This is a genomic window from Pseudoalteromonas translucida KMM 520 (assembly GCF_001465295.1).
Taxonomy (GTDB): domain Bacteria; phylum Pseudomonadota; class Gammaproteobacteria; order Enterobacterales; family Alteromonadaceae; genus Pseudoalteromonas; species Pseudoalteromonas translucida.
Genome location: NZ_CP011034.1, coordinates 452,467 through 465,416 on the forward strand (window position 1 = coordinate 452,467; position 12,950 = coordinate 465,416).

General features: G+C 36.3%; 11 protein-coding genes. 5 read left to right on the forward strand and 6 right to left on the reverse strand.

What is annotated here, in order from left to right:
- Positions 1-6: 6 nt before the first annotated feature.
- The 3 genes from PTRA_RS02080 to PTRA_RS02090 form a co-directional block, all read right to left on the reverse strand.
- Positions 7-480, reverse strand: coding sequence for a hypothetical protein (locus tag PTRA_RS02080; protein WP_058372501.1), 474 nt, complete (start codon positions 478-480; stop codon positions 7-9).
- A gap of 872 nt (positions 481-1,352) precedes the next feature.
- Positions 1,353-1,634: a helix-turn-helix domain-containing protein gene (locus PTRA_RS02085; protein ID WP_058372502.1), complete on the reverse strand. Its 282-nt coding sequence runs from the start codon at positions 1,632-1,634 to the stop codon at positions 1,353-1,355.
- A complete protein-coding gene (locus PTRA_RS02090; RefSeq protein ID WP_058372503.1) occupies positions 1,627-2,958 on the reverse strand; it encodes a type II toxin-antitoxin system HipA family toxin in 1,332 nt (443 codons plus the stop codon). The genes PTRA_RS02085 and PTRA_RS02090 overlap by 8 nt, the downstream gene beginning before the upstream one ends.
- Before the next feature lie 409 nt (positions 2,959-3,367).
- Here PTRA_RS02090 and PTRA_RS02095 point away from each other — a divergent pair, with 409 nt between their 5' ends.
- Both PTRA_RS02095 and PTRA_RS02100 read left to right on the forward strand, forming a co-directional pair.
- Positions 3,368-4,690 (forward strand): Fic family protein, encoded by a 1,323-nt coding sequence (locus tag PTRA_RS02095; RefSeq protein WP_058372504.1) that lies wholly within the window; start codon positions 3,368-3,370, stop codon positions 4,688-4,690.
- A 296-nt stretch (positions 4,691-4,986) separates the two neighbouring features.
- Positions 4,987-6,213 carry an RNA-guided endonuclease InsQ/TnpB family protein gene (locus PTRA_RS02100; RefSeq protein ID WP_058372505.1) on the forward strand — a complete coding sequence of 409 codons (1,227 nt, stop codon included), beginning with the start codon at positions 4,987-4,989 and terminating at the stop codon, positions 6,211-6,213.
- A gap of 577 nt (positions 6,214-6,790) precedes the next feature.
- Here the strand turns inward: PTRA_RS02100 and PTRA_RS02105 are convergent.
- Together PTRA_RS02105 and PTRA_RS02110 are read right to left on the reverse strand one after the other, a co-directional pair.
- Positions 6,791-7,537 (reverse strand): hypothetical protein, encoded by a 747-nt coding sequence (locus PTRA_RS02105; protein ID WP_058372506.1) that lies wholly within the window; start codon positions 7,535-7,537, stop codon positions 6,791-6,793.
- Positions 7,538-8,432: 895 nt separating this feature from the next.
- Positions 8,433-8,831 carry a PaaI family thioesterase gene (locus PTRA_RS02110; protein WP_058372507.1) on the reverse strand — a complete coding sequence of 133 codons (399 nt, stop codon included), beginning with the start codon at positions 8,829-8,831 and terminating at the stop codon, positions 8,433-8,435.
- 479 nt (positions 8,832-9,310) lie between these two features.
- Here PTRA_RS02110 and PTRA_RS02120 point away from each other — a divergent pair, with 479 nt between their 5' ends.
- Genes PTRA_RS02120 through PTRA_RS02130 form a run of 3 tightly spaced genes read left to right on the forward strand, consistent with a single transcriptional unit; the run spans position 9,311 to position 12,144 of the window.
- Positions 9,311-10,339: a TRAP transporter substrate-binding protein gene (locus PTRA_RS02120; protein WP_058372509.1), complete on the forward strand. Its 1,029-nt coding sequence runs from the start codon at positions 9,311-9,313 to the stop codon at positions 10,337-10,339.
- Positions 10,340-10,369: 30 nt separating this feature from the next.
- Positions 10,370-10,858 carry a TRAP transporter small permease gene (locus PTRA_RS02125; RefSeq protein WP_058372510.1) on the forward strand — a complete coding sequence of 163 codons (489 nt, stop codon included), beginning with the start codon at positions 10,370-10,372 and terminating at the stop codon, positions 10,856-10,858.
- Positions 10,858-12,144: a TRAP transporter large permease gene (locus PTRA_RS02130; protein ID WP_058372511.1), complete on the forward strand. Its 1,287-nt coding sequence runs from the start codon at positions 10,858-10,860 to the stop codon at positions 12,142-12,144. Before PTRA_RS02125 ends, PTRA_RS02130 begins: the two co-directional genes overlap by 1 nt.
- Positions 12,145-12,230: 86 nt before the next feature.
- On the opposite strand, the gene PTRA_RS02135 is transcribed toward PTRA_RS02130, so the two are convergent.
- Complete coding sequence (locus PTRA_RS02135) at positions 12,231-12,809, reverse strand: TetR/AcrR family transcriptional regulator (RefSeq protein WP_058372512.1); 579 nt, start codon at positions 12,807-12,809, stop codon at positions 12,231-12,233.
- Positions 12,810-12,950 lie beyond the last annotated feature (141 nt).

Genomic DNA, 12,950 nt, shown 5'->3' on the forward strand with positions numbered 1-12,950 from the left:
TCTCCATTATCGAAAAGCAGACGGTGAGGTATTAGCTAAGTTTGCCAATATCGTTTTTTTAGGGGCGTGTATACCGTGCGCTTTAAAGCAAGCATGTCGCTGTTGAATATTAGCGCCCAAGCAATTTTTTAAATAAAGTGTTACCGCACAGTTATATAGCAAGGTAACACTTAGCATATGCTCAACAGCATCTGCTGGATAAATAAGTACCTTTAAGGTAAGCTTTTTACTTAAAGGATGGGCTTTAAAGCGCTCTAGTATTCCACTCGACGCAAGTGTCAGGTAGCAATCACCATCAGTACTAAGTGTCACCGGTAGCGGGTGTAAATCTAATATTGTTTGTATAACCTCAATGGATAACTCACCAATGCAGTGGTTTACTTTTAAATTTACGAGATCATTTTTAATCAGCTCCCCTAATAGTGGATGAGCTTGTAATTTTGCTTTATCAAGCTGAATAGCTTTTTGCTTATGTTTCATATGACTCATTCTTTTTAATTAACGTATTCATGTCTAATTTATGGTAACCCTTTACCATTGTTGCTTTGACGATTATGTCCGGCTATGTAGGCCTACTTATTTAGTGCGAATACAACACTCGCGTTTTGTAAAAAAATTCTTAATCGGTAAGCGCCAAAAATATTTATCTTGTCTATGTTAAATGATAAAAAATTTTTTTTGTGTGACAGAGGTACCTATTTTCGACGCTCTACCATTTTCCTAAGAACAAAAGTGAAAAACTTTTTGTTCTTGAAAAAACTTTTTAGACGAATATTTTTTAAATTTTTTATATTTAATAAATTTAACGCGCTTTTTTCGTCACAGCTTCGATTAACCCCTACTTTGTTGGCACACTTATTTGTCGTGCTAAACATGAATATTCATAAACATTAAAATGACCAACTAGTTAAAATGTGAATAATTTAAATCGTAAAGGATTTTTTAAACGAGTTTCAGATTAGAGACCCCTTTTTTGGCACCTGAAAAAGAACACGTGATAAAAATATTTTTTTATAAAAAACATTATTTGTTCGATAGTGGTTAATATCATTTATTTTCAATTGCCTAGAGTTTTTTCATTTTTTATTTTATTTAAAAAAATGTCTCTTTGAGTTTTTTAAATTTTTGTGGTTTTTTCTATTGTTTTAAGTTGACGGTGGGTTTTTAAGGGTAAATCAGGTTTTTGTATGCTTTTCTGTACGAATTTCATGGGGAGGGTTAGAGTATATGTGTTTTCAGCTCGCTGCTTTATTTGAAATTTGTTGTGTTTTTTTACTTTAACGCTGCTATTGAACTATGCATTTTTTCCAACAATGCCAGTGAAAAAACATCCAGTTATTTAATCACTGCATTTAAGAAACAGTTCTGGTCATTACTTTTAATGTTAAAACAAACCCACATGGTTTTAGTACTTTTTTTAAAACCGATAAGCGAGGATCTGTGTTGTTTTTCTCAATATCACGCAATGTTCTATCTGATACTTTTACATAATTAGCAAAGCGTGTTTGCGACATTTTATAAAGCTTAGTGCGAACTAATCGTACTGCATCACCTATTTCTATCTCATTATTTAAAATATCGTTCTCTATTTGTGCTAAAAAGGCTAACCTTTCTAATCCATCATATTTACTCATCCATAACTCCCATTTGTACAAATTTACTCTCTAGAAACTCAAGCCCTATAGACGGAAAATAAACAATACGCTCAGGGCAACCAGCGGCTAAAAGTTTCATGGGTAAATTTTTGAGCCTTTTGGCTATTTCTTGAAGATATGCAATCAATTCATCTGGATCACACATAGGTGAAAGTTGCTCAGCTATATGTAAAAAGTTTACCTTGCCAGCACGTTCAAAACCCTCATCCCACTTAAATAGTCGCGTTACCATTTTAGGATCTGCTTTCATTGGCGCAAAGTCATAGATAGGGGCAAACGAAATCTTATTCTCTTTTTTGATAAATGAAATATTACGTCCATGATTGTCTGAATTTCCAAAGATTAAGTTCAAAAAGTCGCGTGCAATATATTGTTTTACAAACTCTTCAGATGACATATCAGTCGTGTTACTAATTTTTGCCCAAAGGCAATTAATCACATCAAAATGATTCTGCGCACTTCCTGGCTCTGCATTAATAATTGAATAGATACTTTCCATGCCTAACCTATGAGCAATTCCATCAACAATTTCAATATCAAAGCGAGGTAACCATAAGCTTACTTGGCCATTATGTTCGAGCATTTTTATTAAAGAGGGATCCATAGTCTCTACTGACAAACCATCGAGCACTTGGTTTAGCACTTGGTAATAAACGCCTTCAGCCTTCAAAATATCGTTATCAATCTCTTGCCGGTTGTTTCTAGCAAATTTAGTTAAGTAAGCAGTGCCGGTTAAAGGTTTTCCTGCAAAGTCGCCATCTATATATACTTTATCTTCGACAAGCATTAACAGTAGTTTAGGAGCAACACCGCCTGCACCAGTTGCCCCTCCAACCGTGGCACCTTGCTCATTGGCATATTCTAAAAAATCATACTGCAAAGACACAACGTCATTTATTTCAAAGTAAAGTACATGATTCTTGGTTAATACTTTGTTTGTTGATTCTTTGACTCGAAGATTGCCTACAGGAGAATTACATGCGTTTTCTAACAAAGCGATATTTTTCTTAAAGGGTGTTTCATGCGCTACATTTAAGCGCCGTAACCACCAGGAGCGAGATTTTCCTACAGGCATTAAATCATCCAAAAGAGCAGGCCATTTTAGATAGTCTGTCGGAATAATACTCAATGATGCATTAACAGAGCATGCTCTGTTATCAATACAGTCATTATCCGCTAAAGAAAACAGATATTCCGTAAAGTAAGTGAGCCTTACTTTAGAGCTCATTTCATCACCTGAAAACGTTAATTCAGCAGCATCATGCCACTGACCACCGTGAAACAATTGGAATATTACACTCATAAATACCTCAGAAGAATGCTTCCGAAAATTATAATGATTATGATCAAAAGGGAAGTATAGTTCTGTTATTGTGGTTATTCAACAAATAAAAAGGAATTAAACTTCTGTTTTTAATTCATGCTAGTACAAATAAGAATTACATAATGCAATGCCATGTAAGAAACATATTAGCTACATCAGTATGTCAGGCATTTTGATATGACGCTTGGTGTTAACAGGATTATGTGAATAAGTTTGGACTTCACCTGATAGGCAACTTTAAAAAGCCAACACAGCCCAAAAGGATTAATTTGATTTATACATCTTCACTCTATAAATCAAAACCCCTTTCTATATGATTCATAAAGTGTGGACTTTTAAATCACAATTCGATATAAGTTGATTTATAAAATGCAAGAGTTTAAATCATATGTATCATTGGCAACAAAAAAATTGGCCTCTATTCGAATATGATGTGACACGCTTTGAGGTAAGTGTCAGCGAGTATTCGAAAAAGGCTTACAGTATTGAAGGGGCATTATCGCAAATACCGTTAAGTGACCATAATGATGCATTTGTCCACTTACTAGTGGAAGAAGCATTAAGCACCAGTGCCATTGAAGGTGAAAAACTTAACCGTGAAGAGGTGCGCTCATCGGTTGCTCGTTTTCTAGGGTTAAAAGAGCCAGAGCGTGGTGGTTACTTCCCTAAAGAAAAAGGCATTGCGGCGATGCTTGTTGATGTGCGCAAAAGCATTAAAAGTGCTATGTCTAAAACCTTACTTTGCCGTTGGCACACGCTACTATTACACGGTAGTGAAGACTATTATGTAAACCCTATTACAAAAGGCGATTATCGAGACTCGTCCATTGATGTAATAAGAGAAGACTTATACGGCGACAGTGAAATCATCTACAAAGCACCCGGTAATAATCGCACTGAGGTTGAACATGAAATGGATGCTTTCATACAGTGGTATAATAGCGCCAATTGTTCAGGCCCTATAAAAGCAGCAGTTGCTCATTTATGGTTTGTCGCTATTCATCCGTTTCAAGATGGTAATGGCCGTGTTGGTAGAGCCATAGCCGAGCATGCGTTATTTCAAGACTTTTCGAGACCGCCGCTTTTTAGTATGTCGAGCATGATTAATACTAATCGAATGGAGTATTATCAACAGCTTAGAAATACTAATGCTAGCTTACAAATTAATGAGTGGATAGCGTGGTTTGTTGAGCTAGTTAGAACTTCGCAAGATAAGTCACTTGAGTCCGTTGAATTTGTATTGCAAAAATCAAAATTTTGGGCTGAATATGCAGAGGTCAAACTCAACCAACGCCAAGAAAAAGTGATGAAAAAAATCTTCACTGTCGGCGCTGACGGCTTTGTGCGTGATGGTTTAACTAACGAAAAATACCGAGCTATTACTGGTGCGCCAACAGCAACCGCAACGAGGGATTTAAAATCATTGGTTGATAATGGCTTACTATATCCGTCAGGCGAAGGTAAGCGTGGATTACGCTACTTTGTGAACTTCCCGCAAGAGAAAAATCTATTTGCTGACAAAGGAGATGTTTCATTGGTTACAGATGTTAGCCTAATTAAGATCTTGCAGAAAATAGAGCGTAATATTGAATATTTTCGTGGTGAAAAAAACTCAGGCTTAACAAAGCTTATTGATGAATATAAGGCTCTATCATTAGATGAAAGAGTAGCGGATCGAAAGTTAGAAAAGCTTTTAGGACGAAACAGGTAAATTAGTTACAGGCTCGTAGTTACACAAAATCCGTTACAGGCTCACCACGTCAGTATTTTTACATGAGTAATACAGGCGTTTTCACGCATAAACGCTCGCGCTTTACGTAAATACGTCCCCTTGGTCCTAAAGAAAGGCAGTTAGCGAGTTGTAATGGTCATATATGTAAAATCCTAGTATTTATCTTATCAACTTTTGCCGTAAAACACCGTTCCTTTAGGTCGGTGATATAAGGCAATAGTCGCGAAGCGACTAAGTGGGTTGTTCCTTTTTGATTGACTGTATATAATAACAGTATGATTATTCGCAAAGCTTATAAATTTCGTTTAAAAACAACACCCGATATTAACGCTAAAATGGCGCAATATGCGGGAAATTGTCGATTCTTGTGGAATAAAGCCCTAGCGATTAACTTATTTAAGTTACAGAATAAACAAAAAATTTGCTACTACCAAGAGTTGGATTTCTTTTCTAAACTTTGGAAAAAAAGCGAGGAGTATGGCTTTTTAACACTATCGCCCGCACAAACTATCCAACAAACATTGAAACAGCTTGAACGCGCCTTTAAAGACGCATTCGATAAAAACCAACCACTCAAACGGATGCCTACTTTTAAGAAAAAAGGAGAGGTGAATAGCTTTAGTTTTCCTCAAGGCTTTAAAATCGACAAGAATGGGAAACGTATTTTTTTACCTAAAATCGGTTGGGTTAATGTTAGAAAAAGCCAAGCTATTTTAGGAAAAGCTAAAAACGTCACTGTTTCACAAAAAGGAAAGCACTGGTTTGTTTCAATCCAAGTTGAACAAGAAGTAGCACCACCTAAGCACCCATCAAACGCCATGATTGGGGGAGATTTAGGCGTGAAACGCCTAATTACCCTTTCTGATGGCAGTTTTGTGGAGCCGATAGATACCAGCAAACAGACAATCAGGATCAAACGATTACAGAAGCAACTTGCTAGAAAAGTGAAATTTTCAAGTAACTGGAAAAAATTAAAAGCAAAGATCACAACATTTCATACGAAAGTTGCCAATATTCGTCATGACAAATTACATAAGATCTCAACACAGTTGAGCAAAAGCCACGCAATCATCGTGCTAGAAGATCTTAAAATTAGAAATATGACGAAAAACAGCAAAGGCAACAGTGAGCAGCATGGAAAAATGGTGAAACAAAAATCTGGCTTAAACCGCGTCATTCTCAATCAAGGATGGGGAATGTTTAAAGAGATGCTGAAATATAAGCAGGATTGGCTCGGCGGTCAGGTTATTTTTGTTGATCCGAAACATACCAGTCAAACGTGTCCGGCGTGTGGTCATCAATCAAAAGATAACCGATTAACGCAGTCTAAGTTTGAATGTGCGAAGTGCGGTTATCAAGATAATGCGGATCATGTTGGCGCATTAAATATTTTAGCGCGAGGTCATCGCGTTCTAGCCTGTGGAGAGATTGACATTAGTCAGCTTGTTGAAGCAGGAACTTGCCTTATGAGTGATCACAAGGCCCCGATGGTTTTAAACTAATCGGAATCCCCCTCCTTTCCTGAACTTGTTCAGGCGCTTGGCGAGGTGGTGGAGGATGTCAAACATGAGTAAAACAGGCATTTTCACGCATAAACACTCGCGCTTACGCATAAACACTCGCGCTTACGCATAAACACTCGCGCTTACGCATAAACACTCGCGCTTACGCATAGAACCGGTGATTTTACGCTCTAAACCACTCTAATTTTATTAGGTTATTACAAATAGTCATCATGTACCATTATGGATATTTTACAAAAGTGATATTGGCGGTTTTACGCAAGAACACCACACTATACCTATCGACCTCATCTCATTTTGTCGTGTATAGCGCGTCGAGCATTGATATTTACTTTTACATTCACTATTTGCTGGTGAACGGCGATAAAATCGCTGATTTGAGAGCGGCAGAACTACTCACTGGTTGTTTGCTGTTTGGCTCTATTGTTATCGATGTTGACTTGTCTATCATCAACATAGGTATGAGTTTGTGCTTTGTAATAATAGTTTACGAGGTATCAGTATTGGATAGATACGCTGCATGAGGCAACGTACCTATAGTTTTGAAGTGCTTTAATTAAGAGTTAATTACTTTAGCTATTTTCGCTTCTACGCTTTTGATAATTGAAGCAACATCAATCACGTTATTGTTTGATTTTTGAGTTTGTACTACTGCATTTACCACTACTTTAGAGCCGTTTCTGTATGGGAATGACTCTACTAGCATAACAACTTTAGCGCCTTCAACGTCAAGCATGTAATAATCATCTAAAGCAAGCTTAGAGTTACTACCGTAAATACGGAAATTTTTACGTACTTTGTTCATTAAACGGTCAAAGTTTGCTTTAACCGATTGAGAAGGGTATTCAGAGTCTATTTCAAACTTAGTTTTAAACTGAGTATTTGATAGGTAGTCAACAATATCCATACTAGGAACTGGAAAAGGAAGTATTAAACCTTGTTGATAAGAGGACATCTTAGCAGGCTGGTATGTAACGATATTTGAATCTGAAGTGCGTTCAGTTGTCTCATTAATTGTGTATACAGCGCCTGATCCAATTGCTCCGTTATGAGTACGTTTTTCAACAATAACATTTCCAGCCTCATTGCCAAGCTTGATGCTGCCATACTTAGTACAACCTTTGTCACCATAGCTTTCACATTTATCATATGTGTTAAAGCTAATATCGATTGGTTGATTTAGTGGTAGCTTGTAGCTAACAGCAGGCAAGTTTGTGAGTGGAACATCTGCTGGCGGTGGTGTTGATTTACACGCGGCTAATGCTGATGCGAATAATGCGACTGTAATTACTTTTTTAAACATTTTCTATCCTTTTTTAGAGTGAGATCCTTACACTTCCTATGCCTTGTATTTTTTGAACAAAAAACTACAAGGTTCTAACGCATTAAGAAGTAAAAAGATTCTAATAATATTCCTTAGTAACTTCAACTGGTATTGTTGGTTTTAGTTGGTAATAAACGATGAGAGAACAATCTTAGCGCCGGTTTACTGATAGCTTTGTTTTTTTTTCGTTAAGAGCTTCACTTTTTGACTCAATTATTTACGCCAAACAAAGGCTTTTAGTTACCGTTTTTTACTTTTTTATACGCTAAAGAACGTCGAGCACTGAGTCTTTTACATTCACTATTTCACCTATTGCACGTGAAGCTACGATAAAAATCGCTGATTTGAGCGCGCCAAAACGACTCACTGGTTGTGATTTTAACGCGTAAATCAGCCTTAAATTAGGTAAAGAATTGCCTTCCCATATAATAAAAAAGTGAATTTTTACACTTTTTTATCTCAGACTTTTAGCTGCTAAGACCCTATAAAATTTCCATATTGAGACATTGTGGATCCTTTTTTATGGGCATTAATTGATACATCGGGATATTAAAAATTGAATTTTTACACTTTTTTATCTCAGACATTTAGTGTGCTAGCGTGTCGTAAATAGCCAGATTGAGACACTTTCCACTCGCATTTTTCACGATTAAAACTGTCTCAAATTGCCAAATTTAGATGTTTTACTGTCTCATTTAAAAAGCTAGAAAGCGCGCAAAGCCTTGCTGTGCAAGGCTTTTGGGGGAGGGAGGTGTTTTCTTCTAATAGCGGGAACTATTTAAACTAAATACTCAACACCATTCCGGCACAAAAAGTGAATAGCTTCTAAAGTGTTGAGTGATCGTGATAGATGAGTATATAGGTGCTCTATATTTTAGATATTGAAGTTACTAATAGTACCCAGCGCAGCTGCAACTAACTTTTCACCCTCCTCATTGACAACATAAATCTTACATTCACATGTTGCTTGTTTTCTTCCTGAGGATAGAACCGTGGAGCGAGCAATGAGTAACTTGCCTATAGCTGGGCGAACGTAACTAATTTTATACTCCGATGTTATACATTTATCAAATACGGTAGCCGCTGCAAATGTTATGCAATTATCAGCTAAATAACTCAGCACACCGCCATGAACGAACCCATAGTTCTGTGTTAATTTATTGCTTATTTTTAAAGATAATTCTGCTTTACCAAGACTTAACTCAGTTAATTCAGTCCCTAATAATCTACTGAATGGTTGATCCTGAAGTATTTTATTCCCTTTTTCGAACATTGAATATGCTTGCCTTAATATAAAATTGTGATGAATAAGCCCTAAACGAAGAATGTAATGAAACACATTTCTAGAATATATATTTTATCGAAAAAAACTTAAAAAACCCAGCGTTCAGAGCAAAGTGATGTTACAGGATCGTTCACATTCGCCTAATACTATTCAAAAGCCAGTCGTTCAGCTCTTTTCATTATTAGGTTTTAATCATTTGCACGTATTTAATTTTGTAAACATTACTTATAAGCACTTTAAAGTTCACTTATGTATCTTGCTGGTGGTTTTTTTTGATACTTCATCGTTAATGTGCTTTTTAACTGAATAATTTAAAGTTCTTTAAAATCAATTAATTGCAAGGTTTGTTGGTGATCGAGTTGCCTGGGGATGTATTAGTTGTTAATGGTTGTTAATTTATGTTGAATTTATGCATACATCTCTGTATCTTTATTTTGTTGAAAAATAAAAATGACAGAGGAAAAATAATGAATATATTTAAAAAACTAATACTAGGGGCTGCGCTTACTTTGGGTTCAGGGGCTTGTTTAGCTGCGGATGTAACCCTTAGGTACAATCAGTGGTTCCCATCTCAACATTGGTCACAAAAAGATGGATTATATAAATACTTTGAAGAAATAGAAAAAGTAACAGAGGGGCGTGTGAAAGTTCGCCCATCTGCTAAGCCTCTTGCACCACCTACAAAAAACTACCAAGCTGTATTAAGTGGAATTGCAGATATAGCATGGGGTCCACATGGCTATACACCTGGAGCTTTCTTATTAACTGAAATGGTGGAGTTTCCTTTTTTAACTTACGATGCTGGGATCAGTTCAAAAGCATATTGGCGTACATATAAAAAGTTTTTTGAGCCTACTGGTATGCAGGATGGCGTTATCACTCTAGCAATGCATGTTACTTCAGGCGGTAATATACATATGCGAACAGAGGACATCTCAACACCAGATGATTTTTATGGTAAAAAAATGCGTGTCCAAACAAGTGTGTTAGGTAATGCTTTGCAGTCGTTAGGGGCTGTTCCAATATCAGGCTCTCTGTCAGAACTTCGAGAGTTTTTATCTAGAGGGATTATCGACGGAACTATGCTGTCTGATGAATTACTCTACGGATTTAAAGTAAATAAATATGTAAACAAAGTCACTCAAATTCCAGGTGGCATTTATACAAACAGCGCTTTTATTATTATGAATAAGCAGAAATGGGAGAGAATTAGTTTAAAAGATCGTACTGCGATTATGGAAATATCGGGGGAAAAGTTATCAGTAAAAATGGGGCGTTTATGGCATGAAAACGATATTGATGCACGTGCAAAGCTTATTGAATCATTAGGCGATGATTATCAAGTTGCCAGTGAAAGCTTAATTAAAGCGATTGATACTTCTTTTGAAGAAGGGCGTACAAGATGGTTTGAAAAAGCGAAAGAGCAAGGAATTAACGGTGAACAGGCTCTGGACTATTATAAAAAGTTAGTAATTAACTTAGATTCTAAACTTTAAATTTCACTTTATATAATTCTGGGGAAATTGATGCACAAAAAGCTACTAAAAAGCATTGAATCTATTTGTAATAAGATTTGTATCTATTCGCTACTATTGATGGCATTGGTTACATTCACAGACGTTTTTGGGCGACTATTTTTTAATGAGCCTTTAGGTTTTGCATATGAGTTAGTGGCTATATTATTAGCCATCTCTTTTTATGCAGGACTTTGCCAAGTCAATAGGAAGCGTCAGCATATTCAAATTGATTTACTAAATAAATATTTTAAAGGAACAATTGGAGTCATTCTAAATTGGTTCTGCTACTTAGTTGAACTCACCTTCTTTACGGCACTAGTAGTAATGGTATATGAGCAAGTTGTAATGTCAGCTGATTTTGGTGAGGTATTCATGTTTCTGAATGTAGAAAAATGGAAAGTGCTAGCGCTTATATTTGGGTTGGCATTTGTTTCTCTGATTAGTTTACTACAAGCGTTTCCGGCAGCTGGAAGAGTAAATATGGAAGGAAGTCGCTAATGGTAATGTCAATAGTGTTTATAATACTACTCGTTATGCTATTTATTCGAGTACCAATTGCGATTGCAACAGGAGGACTCGGAATTTTAGGTTTGGCCTACTATCAAGGATGGGCTATAGCTTTAAGTCAGCTAGGGATGATCGCTACAGAAACAGTACTTTCCTATGAGTTCGCGGTTATTCCATTATTTATTTTAATGGGTAATATTATCAGTCGCTCGGGGTTAGCTGAAGAGCTTTATAATGCAACGAATGCAATCGTGGGGCACTATCGAGGAGGTCTGGCTATTACAACTATTGGAGCTTCTGGCGGTTTTAGTACTTTTTGTGGTTCAAGCTTTGCTACGGCAGCAACGATGGCTAAAATCGCTTATCCATCGATGAAAAAGTTTGGCTATAGTGATGAATTATCTACAGGTTCTATCGCTGCAGGAGGGACGCTTGGTATATTAATACCGCCTTCAATAGCCTTGGTTTTTTATGGGATTATAACTGAGACTGATATAGGTGAATTGTTCATTGCTGGGGCATTACCAGGTATTCTTGGAGTTATACTTTATGTTTGTGCTGTGCTGGTTGTTGTGCATTTCTCTGATAGTAAAGCGCAAGAATGTGAAGAAGTTAGCTTTCGAGAGAAGCTGCAAGCTTTAAGTCAACTATGGGCATTTAGTTTATTAGTAATATCAGTGTTAGGTGGGATTTACTTCGGTTTATTCTCACCTACTGAAGCCGCAGGAATAGGATCAGTGGGGGCAATATTTATCACAGTCTTACGAGGAAAGTTTTCATTTAAAAGTTTACTCGAAGCCCTTGATGATTCCGCATCTACAACCGTAACGCTTATAGCTATACTTATCGGCTCTTTAGTATTTGCTAACTTAGTAAATGTATCTGATCTACCTTTTGATATTGTTGATTGGATTGAAGGTATGGAAATGGGGTTATTTGGTGTTTTATTCGTTATCTTATTAATCTACTTTGTCTTAGGCGCAGTTTTAGAATCAATCTCAATGCTATTACTAACTGTTCCCGTTTTCTTTCCTATCGTATCAGGAATGGGAATGGACCCAATTTGGTTTGGTATCATAGTGGTGGTTGCAACGGAGATAAGTTTAATAACACCGCCTGTAGGGCTTAATGTATTTGTACTTAAATCAGTACTACCTAAAGTGGAGTTGAAAACTATTTTTAAAGGAGTATTTCCATTTGTTATAGCAGACCTTATTCGCTTGGCTATTTTATTAGCATTCCCAAGCATATCGCTATTTTTGGTACAGCAGATGTAGTTTAGCTTTATTAAATAGGCGTATTAGATAAAGGACATACCAATTAGTGTGTCCTTTATATAAATTATCAACTTTCTCAGGAATAATTATGATGAATGATTATTGCTCAGTGAAGAGAGTAACTCCATAATTCTCTCTCCCTGATCCTGTGATTCGGACGTGTTTCTATCTACGGGTAAAAGTGATGTCATTACTAAATAAGAATAAAATAAAAAAGCAAGATCTTCAGATTTCTGCTTATCGTTGGTCATTTCAGTAAATAGCGACTGTATGAAAGACACCCTATACTTATCAATCTCTTCAAGAGTTGCTCTTGCAACTTTATCTCTTCGCGCCCAAGCACGTAAAGCTAACTCTGTAGAAGCTGCATCATATGCGCGCTTACCTTTTAAAGGCAGGGCAGCAAGGCTAATAAGTTGCTCTTTAGGCGAAGTGTGTTTAATACGCAAACTTGAAATAACTGATTCTGTAGCACTCGTTCTCCACTTATCCAGTACAGCAGTCAATAACTCTTCTCTATTACTGAAGTGATAATAAAAGCTGCCTCTCGTTATTTTTAACTCTTTAGCTAAATTATCAATTTTTACATGACTGATACCTCCACCAGATACTAAAACATTAGTAGCAGCTTCTATCCAGTCATCTTTTGTTAGACGTTTTTTCACAATTTTCCTTTTTATAAAAATACCAAGCTAATCAATATCAAATTATTTATATCATACACGACTAAAAATATAAAAATTGTAAATTTTTATACTTCAATTGTTTAATTCTTGTTAAATACATGTCTGTATGTTAATTTCGTT